Annotated in this window: 13 protein-coding genes, 1 tRNA gene and 1 pseudogene; 7 read left to right on the top strand and 8 right to left on the bottom strand. The window is 62.6% G+C overall.

Annotated features, from left to right (window positions below; translation table 11 throughout):
• Window positions 1-404 precede the first annotated feature (404 nt).
• Complete coding sequence (locus F579_RS0103750) at window positions 405-2,696, bottom strand: EAL domain-containing protein (protein WP_019024209.1); 2,292 nt, start codon at window positions 2,694-2,696, stop codon at window positions 405-407.
• A 590-nt stretch (window positions 2,697-3,286) separates the two neighbouring features.
• Between F579_RS0103750 and F579_RS0103745 the strand changes: the two genes are divergently transcribed.
• Window positions 3,287-3,565 carry a type II toxin-antitoxin system Phd/YefM family antitoxin gene (locus tag F579_RS0103745; RefSeq protein ID WP_018139190.1) on the top strand — a complete coding sequence of 93 codons (279 nt, stop codon included), beginning with the start codon at window positions 3,287-3,289 and terminating at the stop codon, window positions 3,563-3,565.
• Window positions 3,540-3,809: a Txe/YoeB family addiction module toxin gene (locus tag F579_RS0103740; RefSeq protein ID WP_019024210.1), complete on the top strand. Its 270-nt coding sequence runs from the start codon at window positions 3,540-3,542 to the stop codon at window positions 3,807-3,809. The genes F579_RS0103745 and F579_RS0103740 overlap by 26 nt, the downstream gene beginning before the upstream one ends.
• A gap of 37 nt (window positions 3,810-3,846) precedes the next feature.
• Here F579_RS0103740 and F579_RS0103735 read toward each other — a convergent pair whose 3' ends face one another.
• The 5 genes and pseudogenes from F579_RS0103735 to F579_RS0103710 all read right to left on the bottom strand — a co-directional run.
• The gene (locus F579_RS0103735; RefSeq protein ID WP_019024211.1) at window positions 3,847-4,797 is read right to left on the bottom strand and encodes a PDC sensor domain-containing protein; all 951 of its coding nucleotides are present in this window, start codon (window positions 4,795-4,797) and stop codon (window positions 3,847-3,849) included.
• Window positions 4,798-5,341: 544 nt separating this feature from the next.
• Window positions 5,342-6,376 carry a nuclease-related domain-containing protein gene (locus F579_RS0103730; protein WP_019024212.1) on the bottom strand — a complete coding sequence of 345 codons (1,035 nt, stop codon included), beginning with the start codon at window positions 6,374-6,376 and terminating at the stop codon, window positions 5,342-5,344.
• A 1,466-nt stretch (window positions 6,377-7,842) separates the two neighbouring features.
• Window positions 7,843-8,631, bottom strand: coding sequence for a TonB C-terminal domain-containing protein (locus F579_RS0103725; RefSeq protein WP_019024213.1), 789 nt, complete (start codon window positions 8,629-8,631; stop codon window positions 7,843-7,845).
• A 339-nt stretch (window positions 8,632-8,970) separates the two neighbouring features.
• Window positions 8,971-10,041, bottom strand: a complete 1,071-nt coding sequence (locus F579_RS14855; protein WP_231365776.1) for a YaaC family protein — start codon at window positions 10,039-10,041, stop codon at window positions 8,971-8,973.
• Window positions 10,042-10,244: 203 nt separating this feature from the next.
• Window positions 10,245-10,780: pseudogene (locus F579_RS0103710) on the bottom strand (class I SAM-dependent DNA methyltransferase); the annotation flags it as partial.
• A 232-nt stretch (window positions 10,781-11,012) separates the two neighbouring features.
• Here F579_RS0103710 and F579_RS0103705 point away from each other — a divergent pair.
• Window positions 11,013-13,421: a DNA/RNA helicase domain-containing protein gene (locus F579_RS0103705; RefSeq protein ID WP_019024217.1), complete on the top strand. Its 2,409-nt coding sequence runs from the start codon at window positions 11,013-11,015 to the stop codon at window positions 13,419-13,421.
• A 73-nt stretch (window positions 13,422-13,494) separates the two neighbouring features.
• Here the strand turns inward: F579_RS0103705 and F579_RS0103700 are convergent, their stop codons facing one another.
• On the bottom strand, window positions 13,495-13,863 hold the full coding sequence (locus F579_RS0103700; protein WP_019024218.1) for a nucleotide pyrophosphohydrolase: 369 nt from the start codon (window positions 13,861-13,863) through the stop codon (window positions 13,495-13,497).
• A gap of 253 nt (window positions 13,864-14,116) precedes the next feature.
• Window positions 14,117-15,019: a complex I NDUFA9 subunit family protein gene (locus F579_RS0103695; RefSeq protein WP_019024219.1), complete on the bottom strand. Its 903-nt coding sequence runs from the start codon at window positions 15,017-15,019 to the stop codon at window positions 14,117-14,119.
• Window positions 15,020-15,284: 265 nt separating this feature from the next.
• On the opposite strand from F579_RS0103695, the gene F579_RS0103690 reads away from it, so the two are divergent.
• The 4 genes from F579_RS0103690 (at window position 15,285) to F579_RS0103675 (ending at window position 18,148) form a co-directional block, all read left to right on the top strand.
• Window positions 15,285-15,361 (top strand) — tRNA-Val (locus tag F579_RS0103690).
• A gap of 136 nt (window positions 15,362-15,497) precedes the next feature.
• Window positions 15,498-17,060, top strand: a complete 1,563-nt coding sequence (locus F579_RS0103685) for a phospholipase D family protein (protein ID WP_019024220.1) — start codon at window positions 15,498-15,500, stop codon at window positions 17,058-17,060.
• 38 nt (window positions 17,061-17,098) lie between these two features.
• Entirely contained in the window at window positions 17,099-17,569 is a 471-nt protein-coding gene (locus F579_RS0103680; protein WP_019024221.1) for an SgcJ/EcaC family oxidoreductase, read from the top strand.
• A gap of 24 nt (window positions 17,570-17,593) precedes the next feature.
• Entirely contained in the window at window positions 17,594-18,148 is a 555-nt protein-coding gene (locus F579_RS0103675; protein ID WP_019024222.1) for an RDD family protein, read from the top strand.
• The last annotated feature ends 24 nt before the right edge of the window (window positions 18,149-18,172 follow it).

Raw genomic sequence — 18,172 nt, 5'->3', positions numbered from 1 at the left:
TGGGCTCCTACGGGAGAAGGGACCTTGTGCGGCATGCGGCACGCCGATTCCTCGGCGAGGCTGGGTCTTACCCACTGTAGGAGGCGAGCCCTCTCGCCGATCGGGCGTGCCCGGCGCCCCATCGCCCAGGGGGCTGGGCTCCTACGGGAGAAGGGACCTTGTGCGGCATGCGGCACGCCGTTTCGTCCCCGAGGCTGGGGCCTATCCACTGTAGGAGGCGAGCCCTCTCGCCGATCGGGCGTGTCCAGCACCCCATCGCCCAGAGGGCTGGGCTCCTACCAGAGAAGGGGGCTGTGGCGGTAGGTGAACAAGATGGGTGACCTCTTCCGCTAACGCGCCGGCCTGCTCAATCCGAAGGTAGATCTCGGGCCCTCCTGCGACTGAAGGCACCGCTGCACCGTGCGCTAGAACTCGATGTCGTAGCGCAGTTTCTCGTCCGGCTGGCGCAGGAAGTTGCCCTGCACCAGGTCGATCTGCGACTGCCACAGTAGGGCCAGGCCGTCTACGTCCTCCACATACGCCGCCATGGTGCGCGCACCGCTGGCCCGGGCGATATTCAGCAGCGGTTCCAGGCGTGTGAGCTTGTCGGCGGCATCGTGCAGCCCGTGGGTCAGGGGGCGGGCCACCTTTACGTAGTCGGGCTGCAGGCTGCGCAGGAGCTGGGTCGGTTGTTGGCTGGAAAGCCCGAAGTGCTCCACGGCCACCCCGACCTGGATGTCGCGCAGCGCCCCCGTGATGCGTTCGGCCTGTTGCAGGTCCGCCACGATGTCCTCTTCCGCCAGTTGCAGCACCAGTGCCCGGGCGGGCAAGGCCGCCTGGGCGAGGATGCGCCCGAGCCAACCCGCCAGGTCCTGGTCGCGCAGCGACCCGCGCGACAGTTTGACGAAGAACACCGAGTCCGGATGGGTGCGCAGTCGTGCGCCCAGGATGTCCACTGCGTTGGCCAGCACCCAGCGGTCCAGCGCCCGGTCGAGGTCCAGGTGTCCGGCCATGTTCACGAACGGGCCGGGCAGCTGGGTGTGGCCTTCCGGGTCGCGAATCCGGAGCAGGACTTCGTAGCGCTCCGTGTTGTCGGAGCCGGCGATGTTGGCGATGGGCTGATACACCAGGAACAGGCGCTGCTCGTGAATCGCCCGGGTGATCACCTGGCGCCAGTGCTGCTGCTGGGCGGCACCGCACTCCGGCGTGATCAGCGCCGGGTCCAGCTGGATACGGTTGCCGCCCTCTCGGCGGGCCTGCGCGCAAAGCGCCAGAGACTGGTCCACTGCATCTGCCGTGGGAATGTCGGCCAGTGCCGTGATCCCGATGCTCAGGCCCGGGTACGGCGCGTGGCTCGGGGCACCATGCGGCGCCGGGACCTTCGCATAAAGGGCATCGCCCCAGCTTGACAGGGCTTCCGCGTCGGCTCGGTTCAGCAGCACGAGGGTCGCGTTCTCGCTGAATCGGGTGATGCGCTCGCCCGCGGCCAGGCCTGACGCGATTCGCCCCAACAGGCGACGCTGAAGCAGCGAGAAACCGGCCACCCCCTGTTCCCGGATCAGACTTGGGGCCTCGTCCCATTCGACGCAGGCGAGGGCGACGATTCCGGGCTGAGTGGCCAGCTCCGCTCGCCAGTGGTCCAGCAGGGGCGCCAGGTCGCCGGAGCGCAGGGTGGCGGGGGCCCGCCCGGCCCGACGACGTCGGCGGCAGAGGCGCGCCTCGGAGCGGACACGCGCGGGCGCCGCCTCCGGCGATATGTGCGCAAGCCGAGGGCCCGGCTCGGCTCCAGGGCCTTCTGGTGGCGTCAGCAGAACACGCGGGATGTCGAACAGCGATGGGTCCTGATCAAGGGAGCGGGACAGGGCCGAGGCCTGGTCGGCCGCGATGTCCACGTCGATCACAATGGCCTCGGGCAGGCTCTCCAGCGCGTGGGCCAGCACGTCGTCCTCCGGCGAGAGACGCTGGATGTCGAGCGCCGTGGCCTCCTGCAGGGCGCGGGTAGGGGAGACCGACTGCCCCGTGGTGACCAGCATGATCCGCAGCGGGTCCCACGGGCTGGAGTCCACCAGGCCCTCCAGTGTCGCGGCCATTTCGGAGGGAATCGTGGGCATGGTCAGGACCGCGTCCCAGTCGTCCAGCGTCGTCGGCTGGTCTCCACTTTGGGCTGCGTGCAGAACCAGGATGTTGGGCAGGCGGGTCTCATCATCCGGTGTCGGCGGGCCCGGCGGCGCCGCCAGGACGACGCGTGCATGAGGCGTTGCCGCCGATTCGGCATGCACCGCCTCCTGCAGGTTGGCAAAGGCGTCCACCCGGAAGCCGCAGGCCACCAGTTGCAGCGCCAGTTCGTCGCGCGTCGCGCCGGCGGACCCGAGTAACTGGACCCGCAGCCGGTCGGGAATCGGAGTGGGCACACTGCCAGGCTCCGGAGCCGCCGGGAGCCCCTCCGACGCGGCGAGATCATCCGGAAGCGTCCCCTGCAGGCGCAGGATCAGGGCGCCAATGGTTTCCTGCTCGTTGGAGTTGGGAGGCAGCGGGCTTTGCAGGTGCTGGGCCACGCGCTCGTCAATGCGCCGTGCGGTGTTCAGCGATTCCTTCAGCGATGTCCCGGCCAGGCCCCCGGCGATCACCCGGGTCAGCGCGCGGATCTCCCCCAGGTCCACATGGCGGCAGCCCCGCTGCCGGATCATGTACCACCGGTCGGCCAGGTCGGCGACCATCCGTGGCAGTCCCCGGACAAAGTCCCGGCTGGTGGTGTTATCGGATGGAGCTGGAGAGGACTTCGCCTGCGGGGTGCTGCCGGAAGCATCGGCCATGTGATTCGAAGTCCTCTTGGAATGTGCTTTGTGAACTATAGACAACCCTTCCACGCATGGTTGGGTTTTTTGGTACTGCCTCGATCCATTAGCGATCTGCGCGGGAACCCAGCCCTCAGCGAAACGGCGATACCGCCCCAAGGCGCTTGCGCCTGAAGCCACACACGAAGGGGCTCGCGATCCTGCCGGTCGATAACTTGGAGCTCCAATGCAGCCGGATAGGCGGCGTGGAGCCGGAGGAGGGTGGGCTTCCTCATTTTCATGCCGCCGAGGCTGGGGCCTGCCCACTGTAGGAGGCGAGCCCTCTCGCCGATCGGACGTGTCCAGCTCCCCATCGCCCAGAGGGCTGGGCTCCTACGAGAGAAAGGGGCTGTGGCGGCATGTGAACAAGATGGGTGTTCACTTTCGCATGCTTCCAGCCATGTTTGGCGATTGAATCACCCCCAATAATTGGTCTATTCTCGTACTGAATTACCGTACGGTTCGGAGCGACCATGGAAACAGTAAGCGTCAACCGGTTTCGTGAGAACCTGAAGGCCTTTGTCGAGGAAGCGGTATCCACGCACACCCCGCTCAAGGTGACGCGGCGCGCGGGTGAAGCCTTCGTAGTGATGAGCGCGGATGACTGGGAGCGGGAGCAGGAAACGCTCTATGTGCTTCAGAACTCCAGCTTGATGCAGCAGATTGCGGACTCCGCCGCCACCCATCGGAAGGGAGACGGTTATCGACCCACGGAAGGGGAGATCGATGAGATCACTGGTATTCGAGGGTAATACCTGGGCCGCGTACGAAACGCTCCGGGAGCGCGACCCAAAGCTGCATCGAGCCCTGCGCCGGATCCTGAAGGAGATGCTCCGGAACGACCCGGCCACCGGAACCGGGAAGCCGGAACCCCTCCGGCATTCGCTCTCGGGCTTCTGGTCCCGACGTCTCTCCGCCCGGGACCGACTGATCTACCACTTCGACGATCAAGCCATCTATATCTTCGCGATCGGGGGCCATTACGACGCGTTGTGATTCTTGCCCAGGTTGCCCTTCCCCGGAGGCCGAGGGATTACGGGTGTTCGTGCTCTTCTTCGGAGCCCAGCCAGAAGTCCAGGCGTTTGGCCAGAAACTCCTGCCCGCTCATGTAGTGGGACCCGTCACAGGAGAAGTTGAGGCCAACCATGCCGTTGAAGATATTGAGGGAGCCGGAGCGCAGGTAGATCGTGTCGTCCATGAAGCGCAGCTCACGGAAGGTACGGAACACCGCTGCTACCTGCTCCGTGGAGAGTAATGCTTCCTCGGGGTAGGACCGCTGGGGATAGGCGAGACAGATCCCGGGATCCGTGAGGTCCTCGTAGTCCAGCAAGCGGTAGCGGAACGGGTCGTCGCGCAGCCACAAGGTGGCCCGGGAACTGGCGAAGTGCAGCTTGCCGTGGAATACGCCGTGGGCGGCCACCAGCTCGGTCAAGAGGTCGAGTACCTCGTCGATACGGGTGTCGAGCGGGCTGTCCACCCGATGCTGGTTGAACAGACCCCTGCGGATCGCTGGATCCCCCTTCAGCTGCATCCATTGGTCCGGCTGCTGATAGAGGTCGCGGGTCAGGGGCAGCTCCCGCAGGTCGAAGTCCGCCCCCAGGAATCCCAGCAAGGTGCCGTCGCTTTGGGTCAGACGTTGCACGGCCGTCAGGGTCGGGCGGCGCCGGTTGCGGCTGATATAGGCCGACGACATGGAGAAATCGGCCCCGGCCAGGGCATCGGCCATGTAGGGCCGGGTGCTGCGATCCCGTCCGGCCTGGTCTGGCAAGGGGCCTTCCGGGGATACGTTGGCGGTCACCTGGTGAGCGTGCTGATCGAGCACATAGAGGTACTTGCAGGACGGCAGCGCGCCCAGGGCCACCGCGAGCCGCTGCTCCAGAGCCTCGCGATCACCCCATCTCTCGGCGCAGGGGCCCACCAGCCGCGCCAGTGCGGTCGACAGTTGCCCCTGGAGCAGCAGCCGCTGCCGGGCCACCGCCGTCATTGTCGCTTCACTCATGGCCTTCGCTCGGAGGATACCGTTGGGAACGCGCCCGCCAGGCGCGGAAGTCTCGCGAGGGTGCCGCAGGACCGGCGGTGGCGCAACAACCGACTCGATGCATCCTGTGGTCGGATAGCGCCAGGCCGTTGGGTGTGTCGCCATTACGGCCTTTCAGTGGCGTCTTGATGGGAATGCTCGTAGAGACAGCTACCACAACGCGGCGCGCGTTCAACAGCTCCAGGCCCGCCCCCTGGCCGAGACAGCGGCAAAAGACAAGCGCTGACCCTATGGACAAAAGGCAAGGCCTGACCGCGGAGCCCCTTGTAGGAGGCGAGCCCCCTCGCCGATCAGACGTGCCCAATGCCCCATCGCCCAGAGGGCTGGGCTCCTACGAGAGAAGGGGCTGTGGCGGCATTTGAACAAGGCGGGTGTCCTCTTTTCCTGCCGAAATACGAGTCCGGCGCTGTCCCCCTAGGGGTAAAGCCGCAATCGTCAACGAACGTTTGTAGCCGCTTTTCAGGTTCCAGGATTAGTCGAAGTCAGGATGCTACTGGTCGGCGGAATTGCCAGGCTGCTCGAATACCACCCACTCGTGGGCGCAGTCCTGGCAGGCGCCGGTGTAGGTCGGGCCGGATTTGGTCACTCGGACCTTGCGGGACTGGCAGGCCGGGCAGGGGACCTTCATTGAGGTGTTCGTGCCGCAGGAGTCGCAGCGCACGTAGTAGCCGTACTTGCCGTACATGCCGGTCAGCTTGTTTTGCTCGCCGCATTTCTTGCAGGCGAGGGTGGAGGCCTGACTCGGGTTCTTAGCCGGGGAGGGCGTGGCTTGTTTGGGCTGCGGTTTCGGCGTCGACGGTCGCTGCGTCTTTGGTGCTGGCTCGGGCTTAACGGAAGGGGGCCGCTCATGTACCTGCGGGGCCGGCTCGGCCACGGCCGAAGTGTTCGCGCTTGGCCCGAGGTGGCTTTGGAGCAGGAAGTCGCCGATGCCTTCGATTTCCTTTTGGCTGAATCGTGCCCGGGCAGTCACCAGTCCCTTGGCTCGTGAGCCAACGAGCTCGCGTACCTTCTCCGCGACGAACTCGCTCTTCACCACGCGGTTCGCGATCGCACGAGGCATCTCATCGCGATGCAGGATCGCGCTGCTGGATACGGCGCAAAGCGTCCTCCAGTCACGGCCGCCAATCTGGGTCTGGAGGCCCAGCAGTCGGCCGAGAAACTTCTCCACGTTCTGGCGAAGGAGATCCTTGACCAGGGCCTCTTGCAGCTCCGCCTGCCGCACAGGGGAGGGCATGCCGTACCAGTCGCCGCGGTAGCTACGCGACCACTCTCCATGGCCGTTCACCTTCACTTCGCCGTAGATGCTCTTTGACTCGATGATGACCAGCCCATAGGGGTGCACCACCAGGTGGTCGATCTGCGCGCGCTCACCATTATGCTCGATGCGCAAGTCGTTGATGATCCGCACGGTCTCATCGTCGCCAAATTCGCGCCGCAGGTAGAACGCTACGTTCTGTTCCTGCTGGTGCCCGGCCTTCGAGCGTTCATCTTGGCCGCTTAGGCCGTCCTTCTCCTTAAGAATCATCGAATCTCCTGAGTTGAGCCGTACAGCCTCTCCGTCGTCCCCTTACACGATTTCCGCCAGGCGCCCCCAGCGGCCGATTTCAGCGTCGAAATGGGCGCTTTAAGACGTTGAACGAGCCGTCCGGGGACGTTCATCGTCTGCAATACAGATGGTTAACGCGGTCCGACCCCGTTAGCCGTTCAGCAGTCGCTGCCGGGCCACCGCCGTCATTGTCGCTTCACTCATGGCCTTCGCTCGGAGGATACCGTTGGGAACGCGCCCGCCAGGCGCGGAAGTCTCGCGAGGGTGCCGCAGGACCGGCGGTGGCGCAACAACCGACTCGATGCATCCTGTGGTCGGATAGCGCCAGGCCGTTGGGTGTGTCGCCATTACGGCCTTTCAGTGGCGTCTTGATGGGAATGCTCGTAGAGACAGCTACCACAACGCGGCGCGCGTTCAACAGCTCAGGTCGGCCCAAAGGGCGAGGGCGCCTGGAAGACGATGGGTGTCCTTTTTCTTCTATTCCACGACACACTAGTTACCGTGGTCCGTTCTGTGGCGGTGGTCTGGCCCCGTTATCAAGCTACCCGACGCCGCCCTCTGGCTTGTTTCTAAACCTTGCACATTGTAGTGTTGAAATCGGGCCAGGGATAGGGGGTGCGAATGATTGAATTTTACGGCTTAGTGGCTGCTTCCTTGGTGCCGCCGGCACTTCTGGGGATGGTTTTAAGGCGCCTTGGTCGGTCCCTGCCACTATGGGCTACCATTATTCTTGCGCTCCCTTACATGCTGGTCATCGTTGCGGCCTTAGAAGTTATCGGTATGAAAGCCCCGCAAACCTCTGTCGTAGCAGCCTTGGGAGGTATAGGATTCGTACTTGCGCTTTGGATGTTCAGGGTTTCAAGGAAAGGAGCTTGTCCATGAAAAAATGGATTGTCTACCTTCTGTCTCCGGTGGTCTTTGCAGGATGTGCACAGTCGAGTGGCGTGATGCAAATGGGACCCGATACCTATTCGGTCTCAATGCATGCTGCGCCTGCACGTGGGGGTATACAGGGTGCGCAAAGGTTGGCGATGGACGAAGCCGCCACTCATTGCCAGACGCTCGAGAAGGAGCTCCTTGTGACAAATGTAAGTACTGCCCCATCTTCGCATCTTCCGGGCGGTACCGCTGAAGTTACTTTCTATTGTCTCGATGAAACGGATCCGGCTCTACAGCGGCCAGAATATCGAACACGGCCCGATATCCTAATCGAGTCTCGGTAGGAGTCTTGGTAGTTCCTGCGGGGGCTTGCTTCTGTTCGGCACCAGAGCGGGGTAGAAGATCGCATCAGAGGGTGAGACCTTGCTTCTTGGTTCCTCGCCTGACCGAGTCCAAGGGGCACGGTCTGACCCAGGAGGGTAATCACCCCTTCAGATTCAAAACGACTAATAAAGACCACCAGCTACCGAGTGCCACCCCGGCCTGGTTACCATGGTCCGACCCCGTTATCGTTTAGGCTCGAAGCGGATTCGGAGTCCATCGCGAACGGCATCCGCATCCGGCGGGCGCGGTAACGAGGACAAGCGGGCCATGGTTTCCCACACCGATTCGCAGAAGGCTGAGCCGCCCGAACAGCTCTCAATCTCGAAATTGGTGATTTCCCCGGACTCATTCGCATGTACGCGCACAATCGAACGGCTCGACGGGTCTAGCCCCGATGGCTGATGCCAGCGACGTTGAATAACGGATTGTACCTGGGTGCGCCATTGGTTCATTTCCCGGTGCTGTTGTGCTTGGCGTTCGGCGGTGTCTCGCTCGGGCCCCAACGCATCAAGCCGACGCTGCGTTTCCAGTCTGCGCTCCGGCCGAAGTTGTTCCCCTGCCTTGCGTTCCGCTTGTTCATGAGCGGGGGGCCGGTAATGTGGGTGAGGAGCCTCCCGCTCCAGTTCTGCATATAGCTCTAGCGCCGAGCGGTAGAATGGGTGCTGCGGTCCTGCTTCAGCAATTAACTCGCCCAAGGGGACGAAGGCCGAACCGGGATCGCCGGAATGTCGAGCCTTGGCAACGATTTCCTGCGCCCTCAGCTTGATTCCAGGCTCCCCATCCGCTCGGCGGTACAGTTCCAGGACGTGCATCACCTCTGCGTAATCACCGGCGTCCATGGCCTGGTCCGCCCGGAGCTCCAAGAGGTCAAGCCATGCCCCCTGCGGTAGCGCGGCCATGGCCGGTGCGCCAGCGGTTATCAGCAGCATAGTGAGAACGAAAAAGATCGACGACAAACGCTCGACACCCATGGAAATCCCCTTTCCTCTCCGCAGGCCTTCACCTGCCAGTTCCTTCAGTCTATGTGCAGTCATGCCTGTGCGAGCTGCCAAGCTCCTGCAACGCACGGATCCACGCTTAGTCGTGGTCCGACCCCGTGATCTCTTCTGCACCCGTAGCGACTAACCCCGCCACTCCCCCCGTCATCCCGGAAACCGCGCAGCGGTTATCCGGGATCTTTGGCACGGGGACAGGAGCGGATGTCAGAGATCCCGGCTCTTCCAGCTGGGATAATCGCGTGGCGCCCGGAAGAAGATGGATGTCCTCTTCCTCCTCCCTCTTCGTGTTCCGACCCCTTCATCGGTGTTGTGTCAGTCTATCTGCGCATACGGGATCACGCAGAGCTGCCCGGTGATAAGGCTTACCATTTGATATAGGAACTGCTGAGGGCAAAGTGCTACAGCCTCGGTTACTAGCGGCCTCAAAGGACCATTTAAGACTTCGTCAACTTCGCTCGGTCTGTAGCGAGCGGCGCTCCCGATATAGAACATAATCATTAAAGCGTAGCAAAGATGGTGGTACTCGCCGGGCTCAAGATCGCAGTAGTAGCGGTAGCCGCTCCTCGTTAGTACAGATGCGATGTGAAAGCTTGAGTACTCTTTTAGAATGTTCCCGTAGACCTTCTTCCAGTCTTTCCCAATCCTTTTTCGAGACTTGCTTCGGTAGACAGCCTTTCCGTCGCGGTCGGGACATTGTGTGAAATAGTCCTTGCGCGATCCTGAAAGAAATTTCCTTGTCGGGAGGTTCTGTTCGTGACCCTTGCTAAAACTTACCTCCGTAAACAGGGTGGTATGGCCGGGGTTGGTCATGAAGTGCACATCAATCGGTAGAAATTTTGGTCGACGGATGAATCCTAAGTTGCTACTGATGGAATGGAGCTCTGGTACATGCGCGACTGCATCTTGAAGCATGGCGTGGTGCTTTCCAGCGACGGGTGTGTCGAGGATGCGTGCGAATTCGGAGAATATATTGACACAATTATTCGTGTTCGCGGGAATGTTTAATTCGAACTTCATTTCGGGTGCTAGATTTAGGCCGTGATGCTCGATCTGTGATTCGAGAGGGACGCCGTTAGTAGATAACAAGCATTTTACTAGGTTTAGCATTCCGTAATACAGAAGCGTGCCCTGCGTCGGCAGATCAACAAGTGATCCAGCCCGGTAGAAGTCCTCGGCCAACCGAGCGTAGTAATTCGCACGCTTAAGGTTGCGACGGTTGTCCCCCCGCTTTCGTGAGGAAGTCTGAAGAATGTAGCCGTGTAGATAGGACCACGGGTCAGCGGTTAATACCGCACTCTGTCCCGGGCGGATAGGTACATGCGAGTACCTGACTGGGTTGTATTTGTATTTGGCTGGGACGCCAGGCTGAGGCTGTCTTGGCATAGTGAGTCAACAATTTAATTGTGTTAAATGTTTGTGGAACAAGTAGGGTAGAACATTGTGCGCATTTAATCAGAAAAATCCGTAGGACTGGCTACGGAGGTATGCCGCAACGCCCGGGCGGTCTAGTCGTTCATCGAGCATCGCATCATATTAGATTAGGCCATCACTGAACCTTTGGGTTGCGTTTACTAACCTGTTGGTTGTTATGTCAGGCGCCAGTGGTCGTTGTCGGTTGTGGCTTGGCCGAGGATTTGGAGGGCGGCGTGGACCCCGGTGAGCGACTTGGTTGGTTTGCGCTTGAAGTGGGTGGTCAGGGCTTCCGGGGTCTGGGGGCCGATGGCGAGGAGGCGGCGGACGGCTTTGACCTGCTCTGGCATGGATTTGGGCGAGGTGGGCTTTTGGGCCGGTTCGGTCGGGGTTTCGGGGGCGGCCTCGGGTTTGGCTTCCAGTGTGGCGGTGGTCTGGGTGGCTTCGGGGGCCTGGTAGTCGGGGCGCAGCCAGCGAATGTGGCCCTGGGCTTCTTCGGCGGCGCGTTCGGCGTTGAGCGCGACGAGGCGGCTGAGGAGTTCTTCTTCGGCTTCGGCCTGGTCGGTGGGCTTGTCCGGCAGCGGGGTGGTGGCGCCGGGGCGGCCGACGAGGCGGTCGGCGAGGTCGCAAACTCCGTCTGATAGCCCCATCCGTGCAGCTCTCTCGTTGGTTGGTCATGTTGTTCGTGGACTCTTCGGAGAGACCATACCAATCTTGAGCGAATGGCGCTTGTTTATGCAGACATAGCCGCGATTACCGGAGCAGGGCGGAGTTGGGTACGATGCGAGCGAACGACCGCATTGGGCCAAGGGATGGCGATGACCGAGGGATCACACAGGGGCTCGCGTGGGTGATTGAGCGAACGGTTCATATATTCGGCAGACAAGGAGCGGTGTAGTGCGTGCGAGGAGGCAGAGGTTTAGACGGGCGCATGGAACGTCGCGATGCTGATCTACACGGCTGACAAGCGCCGGTTCATCGAGCATGTACGCGGCAACGAGATCGAGGATCGCATCCTGGCAAGGATGCTGGGAAGCGGGAAGGGCAAGCCTTCGCCCAACGAGATCACGTCCTGGCGCAACTCGATGCAGTACATGGAAAACGTGCTCAGCGCGTCGAGGATTCCGGATGATGCGGGCGTGGCGATCGAATACATGATCCCGCAGACCTCGAAGCGGGTGGACTTCATACTGACCGGGCGCAACAGCGACGGGCATGACACTGCAGTGATCGTCGAGCTAAAGCAGTGGGAGCATGTGGAGGCGACCCAGAAGGATGCGATTGTGCGTACCTTCGTCGGTGGCCGAGAACGCGAAGTCACCCATCCGTCCTACCAGGCGTGGTCCTATGCAGCGCTTCTGGAGGACTACAATGAAACCGTTCAGACCGACAACATCGGTTTGCATCCCTGCGCCTACCTGCACAACAGCATGTCGCCTGCGATCGGGGATGAGCGGTATCACGAGCACCTGGAACGCGCGCCGGCCTTCTTGAAGGCGGATACCGAAAAGCTCGCCCGGTTCCTGAGCCAGCATGTGCGTGAGGGGGATGCCAACGACATCCTCTATCGGGTCGAGCACGGCCGCATCCGTCCGTCGAAGTCGTTGGCGGACCATCTGGCCTCGTTGCTGCAGGGCAATGCCGAGTTTCTGATGATCGATGACCAGAAGCTGGTTTTCGAGAGCGCGCTCAACCTTTCCGCGATCGCCGAAGAGCACGGCAAACAGGTGTTCATCGTGCAGGGCGGGCCAGGAACCGGGAAGTCGGTCGTGGCGGTGAACCTGTTAGGGGAGCTAACCCGGCAGGGCAAGGTGGCCCAGTACGTGACGCGTAATGCAGCCCCCAGGGCGGTATACGAGGCTCGACTGACCGGCACGATGAAGAAGACTCGGATCAGCAACCTGTTCCGAGGTTCCGGTTCCTATCACGAGACGGAGGCGGACACGTTCGACACCCTGATCGTGGACGAGGCCCACCGCCTGAACGAGAAGTCCGGCATGTATCAGAACCTGGGGGAGAACCAGGTTAAGGAGATCATCCGAGCCGCACGCACGGCCGTGTTCTTTCTGGATGAGGAGCAGCGGATCCACTGGAAGGATATTGGCTCGTGCGAGGAGATCGAACGGTGGGCGAAGGCCGCCGGGGCGACTATCCACTACGCCGAGCTGCGCTCGCAGTTTCGCTGTGCCGGTTCCGACGGCTACCTGGCCTGGCTCGATCAGGCGCTGCAGATCCGGGAGACCGCGAACGAGAACCTGGACGACTTGGATTACTCCGTCGAGGTGGTTGGGTCGCCCACCGAGCTGCGTGATCGCATCTTCGCGCTGAACGTGGAGGCTAATCGGGCGCGGCTGCTGGCCGGCTACTGCTGGGACTGGGACAGCAAGAAGGACGGGGAGGCGATGGATATCCGGTTCGCGGAGCACAACTTCGCGATGCAGTGGAACCTGGACAAGGACGGGTCCACCTGGATGATCCAGCCGGAGTCGGTGCACCAGATTGGCTGTATCCATACCAGCCAGGGGCTGGAGCTGGATTATGTGGGCGTGATCATCGGGCCGGACCTGATCGTACGCGATGGCGAAGTGATCACGGTTCCGGAGGCGCGTTCAAAGAATGATGCCTCGATCAAGGGCTACAAGAAGGCGCTGAGGGAAAACCCGGACCAGGCGCGCAAGAAGGCCGACCAGATCATCAAGAACACCTACCGCACGCTGATGAGCCGTGGGAAGAAGGGGTGCTTGATCTGGTCGGCGGACCCGGAGACCAATGAATACTTCAGCGCGCTTGTGCATCGACACGTTGGAGAGCCTGATGTGGCGGATAACGAGAGCGTCGATGTGGATACGCTGCCGTTCCCGAAACTCGCATTGGAGGAAGTTGAGCCTTTCGAGAATGCGCTTCCGGTAGTTTCGTTTAAGGCAGCTGCGGGCGGCTTCAGCGAACTGCAGAACGTTGAACAGAACCCGGAGGCCTTCGATTGGGTGACACCGCCCGACTTCATCGCGCCCAAGCCAGGCATGTTTATCGCCCAAGTGGTCGGTGAATCGATGAACCGCCGGATTCCGGATGGGGCGTGGTGCCTGTTCGCTCCGCCTGGGGGCGGTACCCGAGAGGGCAAGATCGTACTGGTGCAGCATCGCGACATCGATGATCCGGACACCGGCGCCAGTTTCACCATCAAGCGGTACCACAGCGAGAAAACCACCGACCCGGATACGGAGTGGCGCCACGCACGGATCATTCTCAAGCCGGAGTCCAGGCTTCCGGGGTATCAGCCGATTGTGCTGGAGGAAGATGCGCTTTCCGAGCTCGTTGTGGTGGGCGAATATATCGGTCAGCTCGATAGTTAAGGGGCGTTCGTCCAGGCTGCTGGATCCTGCCGCGCGGTCGCCTCAATCGTGTGGTTCTCCTGAGTGACGGTGGTCAGAGCTCCGAGTATTTTCGGGCGTTGCCGTGCGCTTTTTCCACGGGATACTTCCGCGCGTTCATCTCCAACTTGTCGCTGGCAGCTTGCACCAAGTCGATATCTAGCTTGCGCGCCAGGAGCAGCAGGTAGATCTGTACGTCTGCGATCTCTTGCGTGACCGCCTCGCGTACGTCGCCGGACAGATCCCGCGACTGTTCCTGAGTTACCCATTGGAAATGCTCAATGAGTTCACCAACCTCGCCGGCGAGCGCCATCGACAGGTTCTTCGGCGAGTGGAACTGGGCCCAGTCGCGCTCCTCAACGAACGTCTCTACCCGGGAAGCCAGCTCTTCTAGGCTCTGTGTACCGTTCGATTCTGCGTTCATCTTCGCTCCTCAGACTGCTGGTCGTGGTCTGGGCATCCTAACGGATTCACTCACCTGCTGACTGAGGGCCATCCGGTGCCATTTATGCCCCGCTCTTCGCTTCGTTGCGGCCGGGAAGACGAGGGGCCACAAATATGTGGGAGCGTGCTTGCACGCGAAGCCCTTGACTGTTTCTGGCTTTGGCTGGGGCTTCGCCTGCAAACAGGCCCCTACAGGGGGAGGAGGAATCGTGGGGTGATTTCTTTGGGTGAGATTAGTGGGTGGGGAGGCAGTCGGGCAGGGATTGTTCGAAGGAGTGGGGTGTGATGCCCAGGTCGGAGAAGGTGCCGAAGTTGGGGTTGGCGATGTTGTCCTGTTGCATCAGATAGAGCTGATCGCGGGTCAGGGGTGGGTTGGGGAGTAGCGCTCCCACGGCGGCCAGGGCGTGCCAGAGGGTGAATGGTATGGGCAGCATGGGGCGCTTGCGGCCCAGGTGCGTGAGGACCAGGCTCACGATTTGGCGATAGGTGAGGATGTCCGGGCCGCCGAGTTCGTAGATGGGGTGTGTGGGCGGCTCGTCTGCGCACAGGCTTGCGAGGGCACGGGCGATGTCGGTGACGTGTACCGGTTGCAGGCGGGTGGTGCCGCGGCCGAACAGGGGGATCACCGGCAGCGGGGCGAGGCCGGCCAGGTTGCGTAGGAAGGCGTCGCCCGGGCCGAAAAGGACGCTGGGGCGCACGATGACGGCGTTGGGGAATTCGCGGAGGACGGCCGCTTCGCCTTGCGCTCGGGCACGGATGTACGACGAGGGCGAGCGGCTGTCGGCGCCGATGCCGGAGATCTGTACGAGGCGCTCCAGGCCCGACTTGTGGGCCGCGCGTGCGAGGCGTGCGGCGCCTTCGACGTGGATGGTGGTAAAGCGCAGGTCGCGTTGCTCCACGTACAGGCTGACGGCGTTGACGGCGCCCCGGGCGCCTTCCACGGCGCGGGCGACATCGGCATCGTCCCGGATGTCGGCGCGGCAGTGCTCCAGCTGAGGGTGTTCTTGCAGGGAGTCGGGTAGCGCCGGGTGGCGTGAAGCAATGCGCACGGCGTGCCCGGCGTCGAGCAGTTCATGGACGGTTGCGCGGCCGAGGAAGCCGGTGCCGCCAAATACCGTGATCAGGTCCGGGCGCATGGTGGGCCCCCTTTTAATGGGTGAGATCGCGCCGGGATGCGCGCGTGGACGGGTCTGTCAGACCGCCTGGTTATAAGACTATGGCGAAGGGTGAAGTATCCCTAAGGCACAGGGTGGTTCCGCGTTGATGCCGTTGGGGTGCTGCCGGCGAGCGGCTGTGTCATTCGGGGCGGGCGCAGCGGGCCAGTGCGGCAGGAATACAGTGCGTTACAAAGGGCTTTGACAGGGGGCGGGGAGCGCGTAGAATACGCGGCTCGAAGACGACAGGCGCGTAGCTCAGTTGGTTAGAGCACCACCTTGACATGGTGGGGGTCGTTGGTTCGAGTCCAATCGCGCCTACCAGTATTTTGAGAAAGCGAGCCAGGGTCTCCCGGCTCGCTTTTTTGTTTTGGGGATACGGACCATGGAAAGGTTCGCACGGTGGGTACATGCTTGCGGTATGGGTGCTTCGTTGGGGGCGGGTGTCGGACATCTGCGAATGAACGCGCGTACGTTGCTTCAGCCGCTGCTTGCGGCGTTGTTGCTGGCGTTTCTGGCGGCCTGTACACCGATGCAGCCGGCGCCGGACCGGGTAGACCGTGCCCCGCAGGCGCCGGCGGTGCAGGGCGAGCTGGCTACCTGGCTGGATACGTTGCCGGCGGTCGCGGAAGGGCAGACGGGGTTCCGGCTGCTGGATACCGGGGCGGAGGCCTTCCAGTGGCGGGTGCAGAGTGCGCGCAAGGCGCAGGAACGCATCCATATCCAGTACTACATCTGGCGCGATGACGTGGCCGGTCGGACGCTGCTCGGGGAGCTGCTGGATGCGGCGGACCGGGGCGTGGCGGTGTCGCTGTTGCTGGATGACATGGATTTGCGCGGCAGTGATGAGCTGCTGGCCGCGGTCAATCAGCATCCCAATATCGAGGTTCGCGTGTTCAACCCGTTTCGTACGCGCCGGGGTGCGGTGCGCGCGGGGGTGGAGTTTGTCTTTCGTGGCAGCGATTTGAACCGCCGTATGCATAACAAGGCCTGGGTGGTCGACGGCCACCTGGCGATCATCGGCGGGCGCAACATCGGGGACGAGTACTTCGAGGTCAGTCCGTATTACAACTTTACGGATCTGGATCTGGTCATGGTCGGTCCGCTGGCGACGGAGGTGGACCATTCGTTTGTGGAGTACTGGAACAGCCGCGCGGCGATCGATCTGCGGCGCATGCGCCGGGTGGAACAGGACCCGGAGAAGCTCGCACGGTACCGGGAGAACCTCGATGCCTGGCTGGTCGAGCACCAGGGCCATCCGCTGCTGACGCTGGAGCCGCTGAATGGTATGCCCCTCGCCGAGCCGATCGATGATGCCGGGGCGTACACCTGGACCGATCAGGCCAAGCTGGTCGTGGATGACGTGGGCAAGGCCAAGGGCTACGAGCATATCCGGGACGGGGTTGCCGAGGCGGTGGCACGGCGGCTGGATGCGGTCGAGCACGAGTTGCTGATGATCTCGCCGTACTTTGTGCCGCGGCGGGATGGCACGGCGCAGCTGATCGCGATGCGCGAGCGGGGCGTGCGGGTGAGTGTGCTGACAAACTCCCTGGCGGCGAATGACGTGGCCTTTACCCACAGCGGCTACTCGCGCCGACGCCCTGCATTGCTGCAGGCCGGAGTGGAGCTGCACGAGTTGCGCCCGACGGCGCTGCCGCCGCGCGCAGCCGCGGATCGCGAGATGGGGATTGGCTCCTCGCATGCGAGCCTGCATACCAAGGCGCTGATCATTGATCGCGAGGAGGGGTTTGTCGGCTCGTTCAATCTGGACCCGCGCTCGCGCTATACCAACACCGAGTTGGGTGTGTTCCTGCGCGAGCCGGAGATCGTCCAGGAGCTGCTGGAGCTGTACGAGCACAGCACCCGGCCGGAGCTGGCGTATCAGGTTCGGCTGGACGACGAGGGCTGGCCGATCTGGACGGACGACGAGGGAACGCTCTACCGCACCGATCCGAAGGCGGGTATCTGGCGGCGCTTCTTGTCCGGGATTACACGACTGGCGCCAGTGGAGCCGCTCCTGTAAACAGGGGTCCTGTCTTGCCGTTCACGATTGGAGTCGTCATGTCCCGAAAACTGCTCTTGCTTCTCGCCCTGCCGTTGGCCGCGCTGATCTCCACCGCCGGTGCCGATGAAGGTGAAATCCAGCGCATCCTGGAGGCCAAGGAGGCGGCCTGGGAGGCCGGTGATGGCGAGGCCTGGGCGCGTGACTATCAGGAAGACGCGGGGCTCGTGAACCTGTTCGGGACGCGCTTTGACGATCGCGCGACGAATGCCAGGCGGCATACCGAGGTCCTGCAGGGGCCGTTTGCCGGTAGCTCGCTGAGCGTGGATGTCCAGGATATTTCGATGCTGAGCGAAGACGCGGCGTTTGCCGAGGCCGTGCTGCGGGTATCGGATATCGAGTCCATGCCGGCCGGGCTGCCGGATCGCGGGGATGGCGTGCTGTACACCCGCATGAGCTTTCTGCTCGAGCGGGACGACCACCACGGCTGGCAGATCCGGTTCGGGCACAACACGGTCGTGCATCCGTAGGGCTTTACCGTCACGGGGGGTTACATGGAATGTAAGGCATGCGGGCGGGACAACCCGCCCGAGGCGCGCTACTGCAATGGGTGCGGGGCCGATCTGACCGAAGTGGTGCCATCGGGCGGACGGGCGGGCCCGCCGGAGGATCGCGCCGCCTTTGGTGGATTCTGGCGGCGCGTGCTGGCCACCCTGGTCGACATGGTGGTGATCGGGGTGCCGCAGATCGTGGCGCAGATGGTCATCAGCCCGGAGACGATGGCGCCCAAGGGGCCGGAACCCGAGCTGATGGCGGCTGATATTGCCTGGATGCTGATCAACATCCTGGTGGCCTGGCTGTACTGGGCGGGGATGCACAGCTCCCGCTACCAGGCGACGGTCGGCAAGATGGCGGTGGGGCTGCGTGTGGTTGATTATCACGGGGAGCGCATCACCTTCATGCGCGCCACGGGACGTTATCTCGCGGAGATCCTCTCCGGTCTGCTGTTCGGCATCGGCTACCTGATGGTGGCGTTTACCCGCCGCCGCCAGGCGCTGCACGACCTGATCGCGGAGACGTTCGTCGTACGCAAGGAGTGGCTGAATTAGAGAAACACTGTTTGTGAACTGCTC

Origin of the sequence: Thioalkalivibrio sp. ALJ21 (genome assembly GCF_000378605.1) — a bacterium.
GTDB lineage: Bacteria > Pseudomonadota > Gammaproteobacteria > Ectothiorhodospirales > Ectothiorhodospiraceae > Thioalkalivibrio.
Note: the sequence above shows the minus strand (reverse complement) of the source record. Positions and strands in the feature narration are given on the sequence as shown.

Bases quoted from the DNA above. Each gene is read 5' to 3' on its own strand.
- F579_RS0103685 (WP_019024220.1), top strand. From the start codon at position 15,498: ATGAACGCGCGTACGTTGCTTCAGCCGCTGCTTGCGGCGTTGTTGCTG.
- F579_RS0103705 (WP_019024217.1), top strand. From the start codon at position 11,013: ATGCTGATCTACACGGCTGACAAGCGCCGGTTCATCGAGCATGTACGC.
- F579_RS0103735 (WP_019024211.1), bottom strand. From the start codon at position 4,797: ATGACGGCGGTGGCCCGGCAGCGGCTGCTGCTCCAGGGGCAACTGTCG.
- F579_RS0103725 (WP_019024213.1), bottom strand. From the start codon at position 8,631: ATGGGTGTCGAGCGTTTGTCGTCGATCTTTTTCGTTCTCACTATGCTG.
- F579_RS0103675 (WP_019024222.1), top strand. From the start codon at position 17,594: ATGGAATGTAAGGCATGCGGGCGGGACAACCCGCCCGAGGCGCGCTAC.
- F579_RS0103745 (WP_018139190.1), top strand. From the start codon at position 3,287: ATGGAAACAGTAAGCGTCAACCGGTTTCGTGAGAACCTGAAGGCCTTT.
- F579_RS0103730 (WP_019024212.1), bottom strand. From the start codon at position 6,376: ATGATTCTTAAGGAGAAGGACGGCCTAAGCGGCCAAGATGAACGCTCG.
- F579_RS14855 (WP_231365776.1), bottom strand. From the start codon at position 10,041: ATGCCAAGACAGCCTCAGCCTGGCGTCCCAGCCAAATACAAATACAAC.
- F579_RS0103680 (WP_019024221.1), top strand. From the start codon at position 17,099: ATGTCCCGAAAACTGCTCTTGCTTCTCGCCCTGCCGTTGGCCGCGCTG.
- F579_RS0103700 (WP_019024218.1), bottom strand. From the start codon at position 13,863: ATGAACGCAGAATCGAACGGTACACAGAGCCTAGAAGAGCTGGCTTCC.
- F579_RS0103740 (WP_019024210.1), top strand. From the start codon at position 3,540: ATGAGATCACTGGTATTCGAGGGTAATACCTGGGCCGCGTACGAAACG.
- F579_RS0103695 (WP_019024219.1), bottom strand. From the start codon at position 15,019: ATGCGCCCGGACCTGATCACGGTATTTGGCGGCACCGGCTTCCTCGGC.
- F579_RS0103750 (WP_019024209.1), bottom strand. From the start codon at position 2,696: ATGGTCGCCGACCTGGCCGACCGGTGGTACATGATCCGGCAGCGGGGC.